11 protein-coding genes are annotated in these 21,094 nt (G+C 72.6%); 3 read left to right on the top strand and 8 right to left on the bottom strand.

Features of this window, described 5'->3' with window-relative positions; genetic code table 11:
* The first annotated feature begins 46 nt into the window (after positions 1-46).
* From JW613_RS12405 to JW613_RS12395, 3 genes are all read left to right on the top strand, one after another.
* Positions 47-841, top strand: coding sequence for a response regulator transcription factor (locus JW613_RS12405; protein WP_099884160.1), 795 nt, complete (start codon positions 47-49; stop codon positions 839-841).
* A 34-nt stretch (positions 842-875) separates the two neighbouring features.
* Positions 876-2,105: a HAMP domain-containing sensor histidine kinase gene (locus tag JW613_RS12400; RefSeq protein ID WP_245225524.1), complete on the top strand. Its 1,230-nt coding sequence runs from the start codon at positions 876-878 to the stop codon at positions 2,103-2,105.
* Positions 2,106-2,329: 224 nt separating this feature from the next.
* Entirely contained in the window at positions 2,330-6,220 is a 3,891-nt protein-coding gene (locus JW613_RS12395) for a multifunctional oxoglutarate decarboxylase/oxoglutarate dehydrogenase thiamine pyrophosphate-binding subunit/dihydrolipoyllysine-residue succinyltransferase subunit (protein ID WP_209210847.1), read from the top strand.
* Between the two features lie 112 nt (positions 6,221-6,332).
* On the opposite strand, the gene fxsT is transcribed toward JW613_RS12395, so the two are convergent.
* The 8 genes from fxsT to JW613_RS12355 form a co-directional block, all read right to left on the bottom strand.
* Positions 6,333-9,353: an FxSxx-COOH system tetratricopeptide repeat protein gene (gene fxsT / locus JW613_RS12390; RefSeq protein WP_209210846.1), complete on the bottom strand. Its 3,021-nt coding sequence runs from the start codon at positions 9,351-9,353 to the stop codon at positions 6,333-6,335.
* A 60-nt stretch (positions 9,354-9,413) separates the two neighbouring features.
* Complete coding sequence (locus tag JW613_RS12385) at positions 9,414-10,739, bottom strand: aKG-HExxH-type peptide beta-hydroxylase (protein WP_209210845.1); 1,326 nt, start codon at positions 10,737-10,739, stop codon at positions 9,414-9,416.
* A gap of 650 nt (positions 10,740-11,389) precedes the next feature.
* Complete coding sequence (locus tag JW613_RS12380; RefSeq protein ID WP_209210844.1) at positions 11,390-14,659, bottom strand: SAV_2336 N-terminal domain-related protein; 3,270 nt, start codon at positions 14,657-14,659, stop codon at positions 11,390-11,392.
* Positions 14,660-14,666: 7 nt separating this feature from the next.
* The gene (locus JW613_RS12375) at positions 14,667-15,731 is read right to left on the bottom strand and encodes an AAA family ATPase (protein WP_099884148.1); all 1,065 of its coding nucleotides are present in this window, start codon (positions 15,729-15,731) and stop codon (positions 14,667-14,669) included.
* The gene (locus tag JW613_RS12370; protein ID WP_245225454.1) at positions 15,728-18,052 is read right to left on the bottom strand and encodes a VMAP-C domain-containing protein; all 2,325 of its coding nucleotides are present in this window, start codon (positions 18,050-18,052) and stop codon (positions 15,728-15,730) included. Before JW613_RS12370 ends, JW613_RS12375 begins: the two co-directional genes overlap by 4 nt.
* A gap of 241 nt (positions 18,053-18,293) precedes the next feature.
* Positions 18,294-18,695: a CU044_2847 family protein gene (locus JW613_RS12365; protein ID WP_209210843.1), complete on the bottom strand. Its 402-nt coding sequence runs from the start codon at positions 18,693-18,695 to the stop codon at positions 18,294-18,296.
* Between the two features lie 205 nt (positions 18,696-18,900).
* On the bottom strand, positions 18,901-20,046 hold the full coding sequence (locus JW613_RS12360) for a PadR family transcriptional regulator (RefSeq protein WP_209210842.1): 1,146 nt from the start codon (positions 20,044-20,046) through the stop codon (positions 18,901-18,903).
* A 1-nt stretch (position 20,047) separates the two neighbouring features.
* Positions 20,048-21,028 carry a DUF4097 family beta strand repeat-containing protein gene (locus JW613_RS12355; RefSeq protein WP_209210841.1) on the bottom strand — a complete coding sequence of 327 codons (981 nt, stop codon included), beginning with the start codon at positions 21,026-21,028 and terminating at the stop codon, positions 20,048-20,050.
* Positions 21,029-21,094 lie beyond the last annotated feature (66 nt).

The raw sequence follows: 21,094 nt of genomic DNA, 5'->3' as shown, positions 1-21,094 counted from the left end.
GCTGCTGTCCCAGGAAAGCCGGAAAGAGCCACAGGGGCGGGGTCGTATGGACCAGAAGAACACCACTCAGACACCTGGCGGCGCTGCTGCCGCGACCACCCCGGGCGCCCAGCGTCGCATCCTCGTCGTCGAGGACGACCCCACCATCGTCGACGCCATCGCGCGGCGGCTGCGGGCCGAGGGCTTCCAGGTGCAGACGGCGGGCGACGGACCCGCTGCCGTGGACACCGCCGAGGCATGGCAGCCGGACCTGCTGGTGCTGGATGTGATGCTGCCCGGCTTCGACGGCCTGGAGGTCTGCCGCCGGGTACAGGCCCAGCGGCCGGTCCCGGTGCTGATGCTCACCGCGCGGGACGACGAGACGGACATGCTGGTCGGCCTCGGTGTGGGTGCCGACGACTACATGACCAAGCCGTTCTCGATGCGGGAGGTCGCCGCCCGGGTGCACGTACTGCTGCGCAGGGTCGAGCGGGCCACCCTGGCCGCGCACACACCGCGCAGCGGCATACTCCGGCTCGGGGAGCTGGAGATCGACCACGCGCAGCGGCGGGTCCGCGTCACCGGCGAGGACGTGCACCTGACGCCCACCGAGTTCGACCTGCTGGTGTGCCTGGCGCACTCCCCCCGCGCCGTGCTCTCGCGCGAGCAGCTGCTGGCCGAGGTGTGGGACTGGGCGGACGCCTCGGGCACCCGCACCGTCGACAGCCACATCAAGGCTCTGCGGCGCAAGATCGGCGCGGAACGCATCCGCACCGTGCACGGCGTCGGATACGCCCTGGAGACCCCCGGCCCGGAGGGCGCGACGGCGCCGGTGACGGGCGCCGCGACGGAGAGCTCCTGACGGCCGGCGGAGACGGAGCGACGTGTCCGTGTCCATGTCCTTCTCCCTGACGGCCCGCACGCGCTCCCTCGCGCGCTCCCTGGCCCGCCTGCTGCTGCGCGGGGCGGCCCGCTGCAGGCGGGCCGCCGTCCGGCACGCCGCCCACGCCTGGGAGCGGCTGTGGGAGGGGCTGCGCCCGGTGGACCCCTACCGGTCGGTCAAGGCGGCGCTGGGCTGGCTGGTGATCGTCTCCGTGGTGATCACCACGCTGCTGGCGCTGTTCGCCATGCAGTCGGCGACCGAGCTGCGGGTCATCACGATCATCTCCATCGTCGCCTCGCTGCTGATCACCCAGTTCGTGGCGCAGTCGCTGACCGCGCCGCTGGACGAGATGACCGACGCCGCCAAGGCGATGGCGAGCGGCGACTACTCCCGACGGGTGCGCGGCGAGCGGCGGGACGAGTTCGGCGAGCTGGCGGCGAACTTCAATCGAATGGCCGCCGATCTGGAGGCGGTCGACCAGCACCGCAAGGAGCTGGTGGCCAACGTCTCGCACGAGCTGCGCACCCCCATCGCTGCGCTGCGCGCGGTGCTGGAGAACGTGGTGGACGGCGTCTCGGACGCCGACCCGGAGACGATGCGCACCGCTCTGTCCCAGACCGAACGGCTGGGGCGGCTCGTCGCCCACCTGCTGGACCTCTCCCGGCTGGACAACGGGGTGGTGCCGCTGCACTCGCGCCACTTCGAGGTGTGGCCGTATCTGGCGGGTGTGCTCAAGGAGGCCAACATGAGCAAGGGCTCGGGCCACTCCCGCAAGGATGTCCACCTCCATCTGGATGTCTCACCTCCCGAGCTGATGGCCTACGCGGACCCCGAGCGGCTGCACCAGGTGGTGGCCAACCTGATCGACAACGCCGTCAAGCACAGCCCGCAGCACGGCCGGGTCACGGTCAAGGCCAGGCCGGGAGCGAGCTGGGGCCAGGGCGCGGGCGCCGGCTCCGGCGCTCCGGGCGACGGCAGCCTGGAGGTCGAGGTGCTGGACGAGGGGCCCGGCATCCCCGAGTCGGAGCGGGAGCGGGTCTTCGACCGGTTCAGCGGCGCGCACAGCGCCGACTCGGCCCCCGGCCGCAAGGGCGGGATCAGCCCGGGTGGCGGCACCGGACTGGGGCTGGCCATAGCGCGCTGGGCGGTGGAGCTGCACGGGGGCCGGATCCGGGTGGCCGAATCGCCCCGCGGCTGCCGGATACAGCTCACCCTTCCGGGGACGGGAGGGGCGCAGGGTTGACGTACCCTCGCAGGTGAGAACCCGCGGACGCGAAATATGGGCTGCCCGGTTCCCGGGCTGGGCCAAAACTGTGAGTGATTCCCGTCAATTTTGGCCCCGAAACCGCCGCCGCGATGTGACGTACGTGACCAAGAGCGGCCCGGACTCCACCAATCGTCCGGAGAGGCGTAGCCTTTATTTCCGCTGTCCACCACCTAAGGAAGCGGAAGAGGGCGGTTGCCGCCGTGTCGTCACAGTCCCCCAACAGCTCATCGAGCACCACTACGGAACGGAAGGACGGACAGGGCAAGGACCCTGGCCCGTCGTTCGGGCCAAACGAGTGGCTCGTCGACGAGATCTACCAGCAGTACCTCCAGGATCCGAACTCGGTAGACCGAGCCTGGTGGGACTTCTTCGCTGACTATCAGCCGGAGTCCTCAGACGGAAGCACGGCGCCGGACGGCGCGGGCACCCCGCGGGACAACGCCCCGTCGCCCGCGAAGGCCGCACCGGCCCAGGCTCCGGCCGCCGCCGAGCAGGCTGCCCCGCAGCCCGCGCAGGCCGGTGCCCCGGCGAAGGCTGAGCCTGCCGCGCCGAAGCAGCAGCCGAAGCCCGCCCAGCAGGCCCAGCCGCAGCAGGCCGCGCCCGCCGAGCCGGCGGCGCAGCAGCCCGCTCAGGCGGGCGGGGCGAAGGCTCCGGCCGGCAAGGCGGCGGCGCCCGCGGCCCAGGAGGCCGAGGGCCCGGAGTACCTGCCGCTGCGCGGCCCGTCCGCGGCTGTGGCGAAGAACATGAACGCCTCCCTGGAGCTGCCCACGGCAACGTCCGTGCGCGCGGTCCCGGTGAAGCTGCTGTTCGACAACCGCATCGTCATCAACAACCACCTCAAGCGCGCCCGTGGTGGCAAGGTCTCCTTCACGCACCTGATCGGCTACGCCATGGTGCAGGCGCTGAAGGCGATGCCGTCGATGAACTACTCCTACGCGGAGAAGGACGGCAAGCCCACCCTGGTCAAGCCGGAGCATGTGAACCTCGGTCTGGCCATCGACCTGGTGAAGCCGAACGGCGAGCGCCAGCTGGTGGTCGCAGGCATCAAGAAGGCCGAGACGCTGACCTTCTTCGAGTTCTGGCAGGCGTACGAGGACATCGTCCGCCGGGCGAGGAACAACAAGCTGACGATGGAGGACTTCTCCGGCGTCACCTGCTCGCTGACCAACCCGGGCGGCATCGGCACCGTGCACTCCGTGCCCCGTCTGATGCCCGGCCAGGGCCTGATCATGGGCGTCGGCGCCATGGAGTACCCGGCGGAGTTCCAGGGCACCTCCCAGGACACCCTCAACCGGCTGGGTGTCTCCAAGGTCATGACGCTGACCAGCACCTACGACCACCGCGTCATCCAGGGTGCGGCCTCGGGCGAGTTCCTGCGCCAGGTGGCCAACCTGCTGCTGGGCGAGAACAACTTCTACGACGAGATCTTCAAGGCGCTGCGCATCCCGTACGAGCCGGTGCGCTGGCTGCAGGACATCGACGCCTCGCACGACGACGACGTCACCAAGGCCGCACGCGTCTTCGACCTGATCCACTCCTACCGGGTGCGCGGCCACATCATGGCCGACACCGACCCGCTGGAGTACAAGCAGCGCAAGCACCCCGACCTGGACATCACCGAGCACGGGCTCACCCTGTGGGACCTGGAGCGGGAGTTCGCGGTCGGCGGCTTCGCCGGCAAGTCCATGATGAAGCTGCGCGACATCCTGGGCGTGCTGCGTGACTCGTACTGCCGCACCACCGGCATCGAGTACATGCACATCCAGGACCCCAAGCAGCGCAAGTGGATCCAGGACCGGGTCGAGCTGCAGCACGTCAAGCCGGAGCGCGAGGAGCAGCTGCGCATCCTGCGCCGCCTCAACGCCGCCGAGGCGTTCGAGACGTTCCTGCAGACCAAGTACGTCGGCCAGAAGCGCTTCTCGCTGGAGGGCGGCGAGTCCGTCATCCCGCTGCTGGACGCGGTGATCGACGCGGCCGCCGAGTCCCGGCTGGACGAGGCCGTCATCGGCATGGCCCACCGCGGCCGGCTGAACGTGCTGGCGAACATCGTGGGCAAGCCGTACGCGCAGATCTTCCGGGAGTTCGAGGGCAACCTCGACCCGAAGTCGATGCACGGCTCCGGCGACGTGAAGTACCACCTGGGTGCCGAGGGCGTCTTCACCGGCCTTGACGGCGAGCAGATCAAGGTCTCGCTCACCGCCAACCCCTCCCACCTGGAGGCCGTGGACCCGGTCCTGGAGGGCGTGGCACGCGCCAAGCAGGACATCATCGGCAAGGGCGGCACGGACTTCACCGTCCTGCCGATCGCGCTGCACGGTGACGCGGCCTTCGCGGGCCAGGGCGTGGTGGCCGAGACGCTCAACATGTCGCAGCTGCGCGGCTACCGCACCGGCGGCACCATCCATGTCGTCATCAACAACCAGGTGGGCTTCACCGCGGCTCCCGAGTCGGCGCGCTCGTCGATGTACTCGACGGACGTGGCCCGGATGGTCGAGGCCCCGATCTTCCACGTCAACGGCGACGACCCCGAGGCCGTCGTCCGGGTGGCGCGACTGGCGTTCGAGTACCGGCAGGCGTTCAACAAGGACGTGGTCATCGACCTGATCTGCTACCGGCGCCGCGGTCACAACGAGACCGACAACCCGAAGTTCACCCAGCCGCTGATGTACGACCTGATCGACCGCAAGCGCTCGGTGCGCAAGCTCTACACCGAGTCGCTGATCGGCCGGGGCGACATCACGCTGGAGGAGGCCGAGCAGGCCCTCCAGGACTTCCAGGGACAGCTGGAGAAGGTCTTCACCGAGGTCCGGGACGCCACTTCGGCCCCGGCCCCGGCCGAGGTCCCGGCGCCGCAGCCGGAGTTCCCGGTGCACGTGGAGACGGCCATCAGCCAGGAGGTCGTCAAGCGGATCGCCGAGTCCCAGGTCAACGTCCCCGAGCGGATCTCCGTCCACCCGCGTCTGACGCCGCAGCTGCAGCGCCGTGCGCAGATGGTCGAGGACGACACGATCGACTGGGGCATGGGCGAGACGCTGGCCATCGGCTCGCTGCTGATGGAGGGCACCCCGGTCCGGCTGGCCGGCCAGGACTCGCGGCGCGGCACGTTCGGCCAGCGGCACGCGGTGCTGCTCGACCAGAACACCGGCGACGACTACACGCCGCTGCTGTACCTGTCCGACGACCAGGCCCGCTACAACGTCTACGACTCGCTGCTGAGCGAGTACGCGGCGATGGGCTTCGAGTACGGCTACTCGCTGGCCCGTCCCGAGGCGCTGGTGATGTGGGAGGCGCAGTTCGGCGACTTCGCCAACGGCGCGCAGACGGTCATCGACGAGTTCATCTCCTCGGCCGAGCAGAAGTGGAACCAGACCTCTGGTGTCACCCTGCTGCTGCCGCACGGTTACGAGGGCCAGGGCCCGGACCACTCCTCGGCCCGGATCGAGCGGTTCCTCCAGCTGTGCGCGCAGAACAGCATGACGGTCGCCATGCCGTCGCTGCCCTCCAGCTACTTCCACCTGCTGCGCTGGCAGGTGCACAACCCGCACCACAAGCCGCTGGTCGTCTTCACCCCGAAGTCGATGCTGCGGATGAAGGCGGCGGCCTCCAAGACGGAGGAGTTCACCAGCGGCGGCTTCCGCCCGGTGATCGGTGACACGCTGGTGGACAGCGGTCAGATGGACCCGGCCAAGGTCCGCAAGGTCGTCTTCTGCTCCGGCAAGGTCTACTACGACCTGGAGGCCGAGCGGCAGAAGCGGGGTCTGACCGACCCCGACTCCGCCGACACGGCGATCATCCGGCTGGAGCGGCTCTACCCGCTGCCCAGCAAGGAGATCCAGACCGAGATGGCGCGGTTCACCAACGCCCAGAAGTACGTGTGGGCGCAGGAGGAGCCGGCCAACCAGGGCGCCTGGCCGTTCATCGCCCTCAACCTGGTCGACCACCTCGACCTGATCATCGGCTCGGAGCCCGTCCCGAACGCGGACCGGCTGCGTCGCGTCTCCCGGCCGTCCTCGTCCTCGCCCGCCGTGGGCTCGGGCAAGCGGCACGCGGAGGAGCAGGCGCAGCTCATCCAGGAGGTCTTCGAGATCTGAGCCGACCGGTCCGGTGACGGCCCGTCGTACGAAGCCGAGGGCCCCCGCCGCGCATTGCGGCGGGGGCCCTCGGCCGTGTGCGGGCCCGGCGCGTCCATGGGGCCCGGCCGGCTCAGCCCAGGTACGGCTCGTAGTCCCAGTACGGGCGGGTGCGCTGGCGGGCGGCGAGGGTGTGCTGGTGCTGGGCGCCCAGCGAGCGGGTGAACCGCTCCAGGGCGTCGCTCTCCAGCGCGCGGGCCTCCTCGCGGCGCCGCAGGGAGCGCAGATCGCCGGCGTGGGCCACCATGCACGAAAGGGTGAGGGGGTGGTCGGCGCCCAGCACCCGCCGGGAGCGCTCCAGAGTGTCGCGGCTCAGCTCGAAGGCGTCCTCCAGGGCTTCGCTGAAGTTGCGGCCGCCACTGGTGTTCAGGGCGCAGCCGAGCGTCGCGGGGTGGTCGGCGCCCAGCAGTGTGGTGAGCCCGGCCAGCGCCTGCTCGAACATGTTGAGCGCACCGTCCCGCTCGCCCTCCGCCTGCAGCACCAGCCCTGCGTTGGACTGCATCGCGGTGGGGACCGGGTGCGCGGGGCCCAGCAGGGAGCGGAAGGCGTCCTCCGCCTCGGTCAGCAACTCGCGGGCGAGTGCCAGGTCGCCGTGCTCCCGCAGGAAGTTGCCGTAGTCGGTCAGCAGCGAGAGCGTGGAGTAGTGGGTGCGGTTGTGCACCTGCTCGTGCTGCTCCAGCAGGAGCGCCATGGCGGTGGCGATGTCCTGGCGCGGGGTGCCCGCCCTGCGCTGGCACAGCAGCAGATTGTGCCGGGCCATGAGGGTCTGCGGATGCTGGGCGCCCAGCACCTGCAGATGCAGTCGCATGCCGAGCTCCTGGCGGGCCAGCGCCTCCTGGTAGCGGCCCATCAGCCGCAGATCTCGGGCGCAGGCGTTGCCGGAGGCGAGGGTGTTGGGGTGGCGGGCCCGCAGCACCTGCTCGCGTTTGCGGAGGGTGTCCAGGTCCGTTTCGTAGGCGTCCTCGTAGCGGCCCAGTAGCCGCAGGCCGACGGCGAGATTGTGCTGGGCCAGCAGGCTCGTCCACTCCTCCGGGCCGTACAGCCGAGCGGAGACCTCGACAACCTGCTTCTGCAGCTGCAGCGCTTCGTCGTACTGGCCGAGCAGCCGCAGGTCGGAGGCGAGGCAGCTGGTGGCGTCCATGACGGCTTCCTCGTGGGCGCCGTCGGAGGGCGGCATCTCGCGCAGCCGCTCCAGCCGGGCACTGTCGAACGCCTGTGCCTCGCGGAATCGGCCACCCCCGCGCAGCAGGTTCCCCTGCATGGTGGTGAGCGCCAGCATCTGCGAAGCCGTGGCGTCCAGGAACGTCTCCCAGTCCCCGCGAATGCTGTCGGCCAGCTCGGCGCCGAGGGTGTACTCACCGCTGGAGTAGCAGTAGCGCAGGCAGTTGAGCAGCATCTCCTGGACGCGGCGGTCCTTGCTGGAGGGGGCGCCCGAGGCGATCAGGTGGGGCAGCATCTCGGCGTAGCGGCCCCACTGGCGGCTGTCGTTGGGAGTGCTGGGGTCGGCCTCCACCAGCAGCCGGTGCACGGTTTCGCGATAGATGTCGTTCTGCCTGCCCTGGGTCAGCTCCGCGATGACGCGGTGGACGACCTGGTGCATATGGACGGAGTCGCTCTGGTCGCCGTCGCCGACGGCGGGGGTGCGGGCCTCGCGGGTGAGCACCGAGTAGTTGACGAGGGAGTCCAGCGCACGCGTCCAGCCCGACCGGTCCTTGCTGAACCAGCGCAGGGTCTCGGGAAGTTCGGCGGCCGGGATGCCCCGGGCCAGTCCCAGCGGGATGCGGCCGGGCGCGAAGACCGAACACAGGGAGAGCAGTTCCACAGCGCGCGGCTCGGACTTGCGCAGCTTGTTGAGCAGCATCGACCAGGAGGTCAGGGAGGAGTACGGGTAGTCGTCCGGCATGGTGTTGCTCTCCAGCCGGGTGAGCCCCACCCCCCGCACCATGCGCAGGTACTCGGGCACCTCCATGCCCTCCTCGCCCAGCCAGGCCGCGGCCTGCGCCAGCTGGAGCGGCAGGTCCTGGAACTCGTCGGCCACCTGGTCGGCCTGCTCGACGGTGATGTGCGGGGCACGGCGCATCAGATAGCCGGTGGACTCGGCGCGGCGGAAGGCGCTGATCTGCTTGATGTCGGTGAGAGACCGCCAGCTCTTGTTGCGGGAGGTGATCAGGACGTGGCCGCTGCCGCCCTGGGGGAGGTAGGTGGCGGCTTCCTCGGGCTCCTCCCAGCCGTCGAAGATCAGCAGCCACCGGCCGGACGGCTCGTTCCTGCGCAGCGCCTCGCGTACGGCGCGCACCCGCTCGCCGACCTCACCGGAACTGTCGAGACCGATCTCGGTGGCGAGCGAGCCGAAGGTGTCGCGCTGGGTGTTGCGCTGATCGCAGTTGACCCACCAGACGACGTCGTAGTCGGGTGCGAAGCGGTGCGCGTACTCCGCCGCGATCTGCGTCTTGCCGATGCCCGCCGTCCCGACCAGTGAGCAGACGGCGGCGCCGTGCTCGGCGTCCATCAGCCGCTGCTGGAGGTCGCCGAGGATGACGTCGCGGCCGGTGAAGCGGGCATTGCGGCGCGGCACCTCGCCCCAGATGGCGGGCGGGTCGTTCGGGTAGCGGCTAGCGTAGCCGGGCTGCGGGACGGGGATGCGGCGGGGCCGCAGTCCGAGCCGGTTGAGCAGCCGCCGTTCGGCCTCCTCCTCGCCGACGCCCCACAGGTTGACCGGCTCCAGCACCGCGGTGGCCGGCAGCAGCTCGCGGTTGGTCAGGTTGACGGCGGCGAACCGGTCCGCGTGCTGGGCGACATAGCCGCGCAGCACGGCGTTCCAGTCGGCCTCGGTGCGCGGACCGAGTTGGAGGAAGACATCGCTGATGACCAGCAGGACGCGGCCGGTGGCGAGCTGGAGGTCGCCCAGCGCCTCCTCCAGCGGTTGCTCGCGGTCCGGGTCCCAGCGCTGGAGCGTGGTGCGATGCCCATGGCTCTCCAGCCGGTGCGCGATCCAGTTGCCCCAGCCCCGGTGATAGCCGGGAAAGACCACCACGAAGTGCTCGGACTCCCCTCCGGGCGCCCCGCCCTGAGCCGGTTCCCGCTGAGCGACCATGCTTGCGTTCTCCCTCGTCCAGCAGCCGTCGCCGCCTCGCGGGCGACGTGTACGGCGAGATTACCCAAAGTGACCGTTTGTGAGCCTGTCGGCTGCGTTTTCGCTGTCGGCCGCGTTGCCCGCGCTGTCGGTGTTGCCCGCGTGCTCCGCGGACTCCGCGTCCCGGGCGGCCCTCCCGCCCGGGGAGCTCAGCCGCCGGTAGCGATGGCGCATGCCCTCCACGAACTCTGTGCCCTGACGGGTCAGTTGACCAGAGCCCAGAAGGAGGAAAAGAGCGTGGTCGACCTGGGCACCGTAGTCGGCTGCGCGGCGCCGGGCGGCCGCGCGCTCGGCGGGCGTCGCCGAGGCCCGGCGGGCGAGCCTGGCCCACAGATCGGCGAGGGCCAGATGCGCGTAGGTGCCCTGCACGACGGCGCCCAGCGGCCTGGGGTCGCTGCGCCAGCCGACGCGGTAGACGGCCTCGGCGGACTCGTCGTTGAGCCGTACGACGCCACCGAGGACGGCGAGCTTGCTGTGCTGCACCTCGTGCACGAGGACCTCGGCCATCTCCTCCGGCGTTCGCGGAAGGGTCGTCAGCACGGCCCAGGGTGCGGCCAGTCGGGTGGCGCTGGCCCGCCCGTCGGGCTTCCACAGCACGGGTACGACGGCGCGGACGAGGCTCGCCACCTCGGCGGCGCGCTCCGGGTCGGCGTCGCCCAGCAGATCCAGCGCGCGGCTCCACAGCTCCCGCCACTCGTATGCCTCGTCCGGGGCGGTCAGGGCGGCAGGCAGCAGTCCCGCGAGCCCTGCGCGGCCCGTCTCCCGCGCGAGGTGCGGGTCCTGGTCGTCGAGCACGGCGGGCCCGCCGGGCAGTGGGCCGAGGGGCCGCCAGCCCGTTGCCGGTGGCGCCGCACGGCTCAGCAGGTCGCCTCGCACGAGGGCGGTCGGCCGACCGTCCTGCGGGGTGAAGGTGACCGTGTCGCCGATCGCCTCCATGCGTACCCGGGGCGCGGTGGTCGCGTACGAGCCGAGGCCGGGGAGGACGAGTAAGCCGTCGTGCACCGGCAGGACGAGGCGGAAGTCGCAGCCGGCGGCGGTGGCCACCGTCGCGGCGAGCGTACCCAGACCCGCCAGCGCCGTGACGAAATCGTCGCCGGGCGCCGCCAGGGCGTGCGCCAGCCAGTTGCCCGCCGCCGGATAGCCGAGGACGCCGCGCGCCGCGGCGGGGTCGTGGTGCTCGGCGTCCTCCAGCAGCGTCCAGTGCTCGCGCAGCGCGCGGGCCGCGTGTGGGGGCAACTGGGTGCGCTCGGCCCTGGTCAGCAGCGTCTTGAGCAGGACGAGGCGTCTGCTGTGCAGCCAGCCGCCCAGTGCGGCGGCCTCTCCCGGCACCGGCCGCGTCTCCCCCATCCGACGAAGCTGGGGGCCCGGTATCTCAAAGGGGTTCATGACGGCCCACGCTGTCTCCCGGACCCGGAGGCGGGCCGGAGGTGCCGTGGACCGAGCCGAAGGTTGACCGGATCACACCCCGTTTCCCGGCTGCCCGGTGGCTGCCTGCCGGGGGTCCGCCGGAGTGTCGCCGCCTGCCGATACGGCCGGCTTCCCCGCCGGAGGACCGCCATACCCGCGACAGCTCCTCGGGGGTGCGCAGCGCACTCTCCACGGCGGCGGTGACGGCGGGATCGTCGCAGGTCCTGAGGGTACGCAGGGACACATCCGTCAGATCGGGCAAGGGCGACGGCGGTGCGGCGTCGGGCCCACGGCCCGGGCTGCGGGACGCGCCCTCGGTCCGCTTCGGCACGCTCTTCTCCTCCCTAGGACCCCCACCCGGGGGCGGTAACACGGATGATGTCTCTTTCCCGGGGCAGGTAGCCGGAAACACGTGCGAGGAGCGGGGCCACCGCATTCGGCCGGTCCTCGCCTTCCCCCGCGCGCCACATCAGGTCATCCCCCCGTTCCCCCGTCAGTTCCTCCCCGTTCTCCCGTCCGTTCCCCCCGGTTCCGCCCGCTGATGCCTCCCCCGGTCGGCGCGTCGGCGCACCCGGTTAGGTGCCTTGCGCTCAACCCGCCAGTTCGGCCACCCGGTCCCTGGTGTCGCGCACCTCGGCCCAGGGGAGGTCCGCCAGCTGCCCGGCCAGCAGCTGCCATTCGGCCTCCGCCGCGCGGTAGTCGGCCAGCGCCTCCTCGGCACGCCCCTGGGAGCGATGGAATTCGGCCCGGCCGTGCAGCGCCCTGGCGGCGGTGACGGAGCCGCCCTCGCGGGCGTCGGCCAGCTCCTCCAGCGCCCTGGTGAGATCGGCCGCCACCTGCTGGGACTCCGGAGCAGCCGCCGGGAAGAGCGTCCGGGCCCTGCCCAGCCGCAGCCATGCCTGCGCCCTGCTCTCCGCGTCGGGGCCCTGCCGGGCCGCCTGCTCCAGCAGATGGCAGCCCTCGTACAGGTCGGGCAGAAAACTCTCGCGTTCGTAGCGCAGCAGCAGCACCCGTCCGAGCAGCAGCGCGGCCCTGGCCACCGTCGGGCTCCCGGAGGGGGCGCGGGTGAGGGCCTCGCGCAGCAGCCCCTCCGCGCGCGACAGGTCGCCTGCTTCGGTGAGCAGCATCTCGCCCCATTCGATGAGCAGTTCGCCCCGCTGTGTGCTGTCGCGTCCCGACAGCCGCTCGGCCTCCGTGTACGCCTCGGCCGCCGCCTCCCAGTCACGGGTCTCGCGCAGCACACGGGCGCGCTCCCTGGCGCAGCGCAGCCGCAGCCCGGACCGCTCGCCCGCGAGGGCCTCGGCCTGCGCCAGCACATCGAGGCGCTCCTGCGGCGGGGCGCCGCTCAGCCGCAGCGCGGACGCCAGGTCGAGGAGGGCGCCGCAGCGCTGTGCCCGCGCCTCGTCGGATGCGCGGGAGTCCGGTGCACGGGAGTCGGGTGCCTGCGGGGCCACCTGGGCGGGCCGGGTCTCGGAGGTCGCGGGGGCACCGGAGGGCTCGGGGAACCCGGGCGCGCGGTCTGCCAGCATGTCGCTCGCTTCGCGGAGTTCGCTGACGGCCTCGGGGGCCGCCCTGTGGCGGTGTTCGGGTGCGGTTTGGGCCAGTGCGAGCAGCACCCGGCCCAGCCGGAGTTTACGGGTGCGCTCGGCGTCCGGCAGCAGTGCCCGTTCCGCCGTGTCTTCTGCCGCCGTGTCTTCTGCCGCCGGGTCTTCTGCCGCCGGGTCTTCTGCCGCCGGTTCCGCCGCCTGCGCGGTGGCTGAACCGGTGCGGCCCGCCAGCGAACGCAGCAGACCCTCGGCGCGCAGCAGATGCCGGGAGCCGCCGCGCACCTGCCACAGCGAGTGTTCGACGCCCGCGCGCTCCAGCAGGGTGCCCGGCTCGTTGTCCGTCAGCAGTTCGGCGGCGTCCCGCAGCAGCGGCTCGGGGCCCTGCGGGCTGCGGCGTACGGCAGCCGTACCGGCCAGTGCGTGCAGCACCCGGCCGAGTGCCAGCCGGGCCCGTGCGCTGTCGCGGTCGGCGGCACGTGCTGCCTCGCCGACGGAGCGGGCCCGGTGCAGCAGTTGGATGTCGCCCTGGGAGCGCCAGCGGCGCAGCAGTCGCTCGGTTTCGGCCACCTGGTCGGCCGCGGTCTGCTCGGGCAGGTAGAACCGGACGACCTCGGCGGGGATCGTCGCGAACATCTCGTCGCCGTCCTCCGCCTCGTTCGGCTCCGCACCGTCCCCCACGGTGCCCGCCGGCTCGCGGCCGGCGCGCTCGGACTCGCTGCGGCCGGTGAGCTGGGCGACGGCCATGGCGGCGAAGTTACGGGTGCCCTTACCGAAGCGCTGCGCCACATACCCGGACAGATGTTTGAGGATGAGTACGGCCGCGCCCTGGTCCAGGGACTGCAGCAGCAGTTCGCGCACCCCGGGCGCGAACGCGTAGCGCGGGCCGGGCAGGCTTCCGCGGCGGTCGGTCCCGTCCGGCTCGTCCTCCTCCGGCAGCCGGGTCAGCAGCCCGGACAGCAGCACCTCGGCCAGCTCCATCGGCCCGGTGTCGGGCAGCATCGCCTCCTGCACGAGATGGATGACCGGCAGCAGCAGCGGCACCACGGCCAGATGCACGGCCAGATCCAACGCCCCGGGTGAGGCGGTGTTGCGGAATTCGCGCAGCAGGGTACGCGCCGGTACCGCGCCCGCCGGGGTACGCGGCGCGGGCATCGCCGGGTGCCGGGGCAGCACCCAGGCGGCGGCACCGGCCACGGCGCGCTCGCTGTCGGTGCCCAGCAACCGCGCCCAGTTGCCCAGCGCCTCGGGCGTGGGCAGCAGCACCGGCACCGGCACGGCGCCCGCCGGCGGGGGCGGACCGTAGCTGTCGGGCTCGAAGGTGACGCGTCCGCCCGAGCCGCGCCCGCGCAGCAGCAGACCCGCTTCTGCGGGCAGCGCCGTACGCGGCCACAGCCGGGGCGGCAGCGGCTGTACGACGGCCAGCGGGGAGCGGCCCGACCAGTGGTGCAGCAGCCGCTGGGCGCGGCCGTCCTGCCACAGCGCGCCCACGCAGTCGCTGACCACGAGGGTGAGGCGCCGTCCGGTGGTGTCGCGGTACTCGTCGGCCGGCCGCAGCCGTGCGGTGCCGTCCACCGGCCCGGTACCGATGAGCGGGGCGCCGTCCCGGGCACGGTGCAGATAGCGCACCTGGACGTCGCGGAAGGCACCGAGCTGCTCGAAGGTCTGCCGCAGCCGCTCCAGGGTGGGCTGCCACACCGAGGCGGTGGGCGAGGCGTCCATGATGAGCTGGATCTCGCTGTAGCGGCGGACCTCTGTGCCGAAGACGGGCCGCACCGCGGTGGAGCGGGCGCTCAGATCGGCGGTGGCCGCCTCGTCCAGGGCGCCGGTGGCGGGCGGCAGCGGGGGCCGGTAGCCGTGCAAGGGGCGCAGTGCGTGCTGCAGTTCGAGCAGTCCGGACAGCGCCCCGGCCGCCGGCGCCCGGACCGGGAAGCCCGCCGGTGGTGCTCCGCCGTGCCTGCGCGGTGCGAACAGCGAGACCGGCGCGGTGCGCTCCGTGGCCGGTGGCGTCTCCGTCGGCTCGGTGGCGTCGTGGTCCTCGGCTGGTGGCATGGGAGGCTCCGGCTGCGGCGTCCGGGTCCCTGAGTAGCGGAGCCCGGTGGAGTCCACGTCGGGTTCCCCTGCAGTGCGCCCCAAACCGAAGCGGGCCAGCCACAGCGCCTCGGCGAGCTCCTCGGACGACGGATCCCAGCCGGCGGCCCGCAACCGCGCCACCAGCTCCGCCACGTCGTGCACGGACTGCCGCTCGGCCCACGGGGCCGCCGCGGACCGCGGATGGTCGGAAGGTTGCCGCGGCGGGGTCGACGCCGCACTCATGTGACGGTCACCTCGGGCGGTCGAGGGGGCGCAGCAGCATCTCGGCGAGCCGGTCGCGGGTGACCCGCTCGACACCTGAGGTGCGCTGTGTCAGGAACAGGGCGTTGAGCAGCTGATCGGTGGCGATCACCTGTCCCGGCTGGCGCCGCAGGAACCGCTGGACCAGTTCGGCGCCCTCCTCCAGCGCCTCCTCCCCCAGGTGCGCGGAGACCATCGCGGCGAGCTGCTCGTCGCCGGGTGGTTTGAGGTCCAGCTGGATGCAGCGGCGCAGCAGGGCGGCCGGGAAGTCCCGCTCCCCGTTGGAGGTGAGCACGATGAACGGGAAGACCGTGCAGCGTACCCGGCCCCCCTCGATCCGGACCTTCTCGCCGTCCGCCGTCAGCACCTCGGCGACCGGCTCGCGGTCGGCGATGCGCTCCAGCTCCGGGATGGTGAACTCGCCGTCCTCCAGTACGTTCAGCAGGTCGCTGGGCAGGTCGATGTCGCTCTTGTCCAGCTCGTCGACGAGCAGCACCCGGGGCAGCGGTGCCCTGTCCGGTTCGGCGGGCCGGGCGGGCAGCAGCGCGGTACCGAGCGGGCCGAGGCGCAGATACGACCCGATCGGGGGACGGGCGGGCGGGGTACTGCTGTCCCCGGCCACGGCCCGGTCCAGCTGGACGTCCTGAAGGCGGCCGATGGCGTCGTAGTGGTAGAGACCGTCCTGCAGTGTCGTGCGGCTGACGATGGGCCACCGCAGCACCCGGCCCAGGCCCAGCTCGTGGGCGACCGCGTGCGCGAGGGTGGATTTTCCGGTGCCCGGGTTGCCGGTGACCAGCAGCGGACGCCGCAGATACAGCGCCGCGTTGACGGCCTCGACCTCCTCGGGCCGCGGATGGAGGCTCTCCACCAGCCGTCGCCTCGCGCCCAGCCGTCGGGCGGTGTCGGCACCCTCCGGGTCGTCGCCACTCGCCCCGCCCGGGGAGTCGGGCCCGGTGCCGGCTCCGGTGAAGTCACGCCAAGGCGGCGGCTCGGGCAGCTCACGCACACCTTCGTGCGGGACACCCGCACCGCGGTAGATGCGCCAATCGCTCACGGTGTGCTCCTCAACGCTGTCGGCGGCCTGGGCATGAGCGGTGGTTCGCGCAGCGGTCCGTCCCCCGAGGTCCTGTGGGGCGGATCGTAGAGCAGGACGATATGCCGTGCCCAGGCCGACGAACGATCAATTGGCGCACTGCTGACGCCAGTTGCGCCATCCGTGTCGTCGGTCAGGTCGGCGTTCCTGTTGCGCAGCGCTCTGATGTGCAGCGGCAGCTGCCGGGCCGAGGGAACTTCGCGCAGCAGTTCGGCGGCCCGCTCGTGGAATTCGGCGCAATCGCGGTGGTCCTGGTCGTCGCTGTAGGAGTGCCGCCACAGCGCCATGGCGTGGCCCGCACCGAGCGCCGCCGCCATGGCGCGCGCCCCCGGGCCGCTGCCCGTCCCCGCGCAGTACACCGGCACGGCACCGGGCGGTGCCGCCAGCAGCCGCCCGTAGGCGGCCTGCCCGCCCTCGGGGGCGGAGGCGTCGTGTCCCGCCTCGGGAACCTCGCGGCGCAGCGGCACGGCCTCCATGGGGCCGCCCAGCACGGCGGCGGCGCGACTGCGGCACTCGGGAGTGAAGCCGTGGTCCTTGCGCGACCTGTCGCGCACCACGACCAGCCTGCGCTGGCCCAGCGGCAGCGTGTGCGGGTTGAACGGGTCGGACGGGTCGTAGGGCCGGGCCCGCCAGGCGTCCACCGGCTCGTCGAACAGGGCTCGCGGCAGCAGGAACTCCACCGCCGCCAGATGGTCGTCCACGTCGCACTGGTCCAGGGCCTGGGACAGGGCCCCGCGCACTGCCTCCTCCAGCCGGGAGCGCGGCACCTCCTCCCGGCTCTGTTCGACGGTGATCTCCTCGCGCTCCGCGTCCTCGGCCGGAGAGGAGTCCCCGGCCTCGACGACGGCGCCGAGGGCCGGGGCCGCACCGCCGTGGAGGTCGTCCTTGTCGGCGGGCCGGACCAGCGCCACCCGCCACGCGTGCCGTCCCGAGCCGTAGATGTCCGGCTCTATCTCCACCAGCACATCCGCGCGTGCCGCCGACGCCGGACGGTGACCGTCAAGCACGCCGGGGACGCGGGCGCGGATGACATCGTTGAGCAGCGTCCGCGCCGTGCGCTCCACCCACTCGCGCAGGTCGGCCAGCGCACGGATCGCACGAGGCGTACGCGCCTTGCCCGATCGGGTGAGCGCGGCCGTCACCTTCGCGGCGTACAGCACCACCGCCTCCAGCGCGAGGTCGGAGGAGGGCTCCACCTCCGCCGTGCTGTCGTCCCGCGGGTCGTAGAGCAGCCCGGCGCCCTCCCGCCAGGAGCGGGGATCGTGGTCGCGCAAGGTGTAGGGCCAGCGCAGCACCATGTTCCGGGCCTCGTTGGCCAGTTGCAGCACCTGCCCGGCACCGGTGGGCGGCTCCACCTCGGCGAAGAGCGCGTACAGCTCGGCGCGCCGGTCGACCGTGAAGCCGTAGGCGGGCTCCCCGCCGGAGGGGCCCAGCCTGGCGTGCTGCCGGTGCCAGCTGTGGCCGAAGCCGTTGTAGCGCCTCAGATGGTGCTTGTCGTGCGCCGACAGCACCTCGTGCAGCACGCGTGCGCCGCGCGGCCCCGCGTCGCACAGCTTGCGGAGCGCGGTGATCGGTGTGGCCAGCCCCGAGCCCGGCCTGCGGCCCGTGCCCTTGCTGACGCCGAGCACCGTGCCGCGCCGCTGGTCGAGCACGGGCCCGCCCGAGCAGCCCTCGGTCAGCTGGTCACCGCTGAGCATGAGCGGACGGCCGACGACCCCGGTGGCCTTCCCCAACCCGGTGAAGAACATCTGCTCGCCCCTGACCTCCGACGGCGCCCAGCCGTACAGCCCGATGTCCGCCGGGGTCAGCACGGAACGGTCGCTCAGCCACAGGCAGTCGGCGTCCTCGGCGCCAGGCACCCGCACCAGCGCCAGATCGGGGAACGGCCAGGGGGCCGGGGGCGCCTGGGGGTCCTCGGGCAGCGGCAGTCCGAACGCCAGCTCGCCGAGGAGGACGGTGGCACCGGCGCCGGCGGTGCCACCCATGCCGGCTGCGCCGCCGACGGCGGCGTCAGCGGCGTCGGCGGTGCTGTCCCCGATCGTGATGCCGATGGCGCGCTCCCCCCTCCATATGGGCGCGGCACCCTTGCCGACGACATGGGCGCACGTGAGGACCCATCCGGGCGCGACAAAAAAACCGGTCCCCCAGAACGCACGCCGGTTCCTGTCGCGGCGACGGCTGTCGTCGCTTGTCCCGCTGCTTCCGTCGTACCCCTCGGGGGGTGCCCCGATGCGCACGACGGAAGCGCGAACGGAGTCGGCGAGGCCCGCGGGGGCGTTCATACGGCACAGGGCGCGCACAGCAGCACGCCGAATCGTGACCGCCCGCCCCGTGCGGCTCGCACTCCTGTCACAGCGCTCCCCCCTCTACGCCCCGTTCCCCCGCGGCTTCCCTGTGTGAGGTGTATGAGGTAGCAGGCTAGTCGCCGGGTCCGACAGACGGGAGGGGCGGGGCCCCCAACCGGGCACGCCCTTCCACGACTTGGCCGCCGGCCGTCGAGGCCGTCCGTTCGTCCGCCCGCGCTCATCCGCCCTGCGGGGCCGGAGCCGGACCACCGGCGACCGGAGGGTCGGCCGGCGCCTCGGGCCTGCGCCAGGTCAGGGTGACGGAGACCGCCCCTTTGGCCTCCCCCTCGGCGAGCACGGCGGCGAGGGCCTTGCCCGACTTGACGGCCAGTTCGATGCCGAACGTCGCACTGACCTCGTCCGGACCGGCATGCCGGGCAGCGGCGAGCACCGCGGCACCCACGCCGCCGATCACCTCGTTGAGCTGCTGGGCCCGCGCGATGAGCTGATCGCGGATGCCGACGTCGTCGTACTCGAACTCCTCGGCGCCGGAGGGCACCTCGTCGTCGTCCAGGACGTGCACCCGAGCCAGCACCGTCTCCCCGCCCGGCAGTGTGATCTCCCGGATCTCCCGCTCCATATGCGCCCCTCGCTTCCCCGTTCGCGCCCGTCCACGCTGCTGCTCCGCCGCCTGCTCCGCGACTGCGCTGCTCGCGTCAACGTGCCCTGCCCGAGGTCACATTGAACCCCGGTCGGCCCATCGGCGCGACCGGAACCGGGGGCGGGGGCGTGCCGGAATGCGGGCGCGGTACTAGACTGCCAGGGTCTCGGGGGGCGGGAAGAGGTCAACTCCCGCCCGTGCCGAAGCCGTCCGCTCCCTCTCTGCCCGGGGCCGTGGGCCCTGCCCCTCCACCCGGGCCGCGGAGTACCACACCGATATGGGCCGCCGCGGTGGACAGCTGGCGGCGCACCTCGCGCAGTTGGGTGTCGCTCACGCCGTGGTCACGAGCCGCGTCGCGCACATCGTCGCGGAAGCGGTCCAGCAGGCGTTCGAGGTCGCGTACCGGGTCGCCGGTCGGATCGGGGAAGGGCACCTCGGCCTCGGCGGCCGGTTCCGTACCGGACGGGTGATCCGTGCGCGCATCCGCCGGGCGGTCCGGTTCCGGTCCTGCCGACTGCGGCCGGGCCTGCGAAGACCCGGGGGGCGCCTGGCCGGTGAGGCGGCTCAGATCACCCATCTCGCGGGCCAGTTCGGACATGCCGTCGCGAACGGCGCCGGGCCAGTCACCCGCTCGCATCCGGGTCTGCACCTGCTCCTGCACCTGGCGGGCGATACGCCGCACCTCGGCCAGCGCCTCGGTGTGCGCCTCACGCTCCTTCTTGGCCTGACGCCGGGCCTGCTGGGCCTCCTCCTTGGCCTTGCGGGCCTGCTCCTTCCACTCGTCCTTGGCGCGGCGCATCTCCTCCTTGGCATGCCGCCACGCCTCCTTGTCGCCCCAGACGCCGTCCCAGCCGCTCTCCCAGCCGTCGTCCCAGCCGGGGGGCTCACCGGTGCCGGGCGGGGTGCCGGTGCCGGGCCGGGCGCGGCCTGCCTTGGTACGGCCGGGTGCGTTCCGGGCCTGCTCCCGCATCTCGCGGCGCAGGTCGCTCGCCGTGCCGCTGACGTCCTCGCGGATGTCGGCGGCGAGCGCGGCGACGGAGTCGCGGATCTCCACCTCCAGCTCGGCGAGCTCGGCCTGCCGGTCCGCCAGTTCCGCGCGGCCGGCCTCGGTGATCGAGTAGACCTTGCGGCCGCCCTCGGTGGTGTGGCTGACCAGGCCCTCGGCCTCCAGCTTGGCCAGCCGCGGGTAGACGGTGCCGGCGGACGGCGCGTACAGCCCCTGGAAGCGCTCCTCCAGGAGGCGGATCACCTCGTAGCCGTGGCGCGGCGCCTCGTCGAGGAGCATCAGCAGATAGAGGCGCAGGCGGCCGTGTGCGAAGACGGGAGGCATGTCACAGGTCCTTCGCCGGAGAGGGGTTGCCGGGATGCTCGGGCGGATGCGGGCCGCCGACCGCCGTGGCGTCGTTGCCGGTGGAGCCGGACGTGCCGGATGAGCCGGATGAGCCGGACGGCTCGTGCAGGGTGTCGTCACCCGGTGGGCGGCGGAGGAGTGCGAGGCCGCCGGAGACGTTGGAGGCGTGCAGGACGCCGCGGCCCGCACCGAGCGTGCCGGTGATCCGGTGGTCTCCCCAGCCGCCGGTGGCCAGCCCGTCGAAGGCACTGGAGACGGCGCCGCCCGCGGTGCGCGCGTCCACTGTCAGATCCGCGTCGTCGGGCAGCCTGAGGGCGAGTTCACCCGAGACGCTGGAGAGCCGTATGTCGGCGGGGTCGTCGGCGCGCGGGGACCGGGCGGAGCGCGGGGAACACAGATCGAGGATCATCGCGCCGCTGACCGAGTCCGCCTTGATCTCGCAGGCGGAGGCGTCGATGCACGTCAGATCGCCGGAGACGGTGGAGAAGTGCAGTGAGCCGGAGAGGCGTTGGGTCTCCACGTCGCCCGAGACGGTCTCGGCCGTGACCGGACCGGACAGACCCACCAGCGTGGTGCTGCCGGAGACCCCGGCCACCCGGGTGCGGCCGCGTACTCCGGAGACGACGGCGCTGGCCGCCACCACGCCGACCGACAGCGCGACCTGCGCCGGGACCCGGACCGAGACCTCCACCTCGCGCCGCCAGCCCTTGCGGTCCAGCCACTTGAGGAAACCGTTCCAGGGCAGGTCGTCGTAGGCGAGGACGAGTTTGCCGCCCTCCCGCCGCACGAGCAGCGGCGGACCCTCCACCTTGCCGACCTCGACGCGGGTGGTGGCATCGGGAGTGCCTACGACGTTGACGGTGCCGTTCACCACACGGACGTCCAGTTCGGTCACCGGATCGTCGAACTCGATCCGGCGTGGCTCGCCGATCTCCCACGAGCAGTCGTCGGGTACGGGCACTGCGGCCTCCCCAGGCTCGGGCGCTGCGGCGTACGGGCGCACGGCACTCACGCGCAACGACATATC

This window comes from Streptomyces smyrnaeus, assembly GCF_017676345.1.
GTDB lineage: Bacteria > Actinomycetota > Actinomycetes > Streptomycetales > Streptomycetaceae > Streptomyces > Streptomyces smyrnaeus.
The sequence above is the reverse complement of the archived record's forward strand: the minus strand, read 5'-3'. Positions and strand labels throughout refer to the sequence as shown.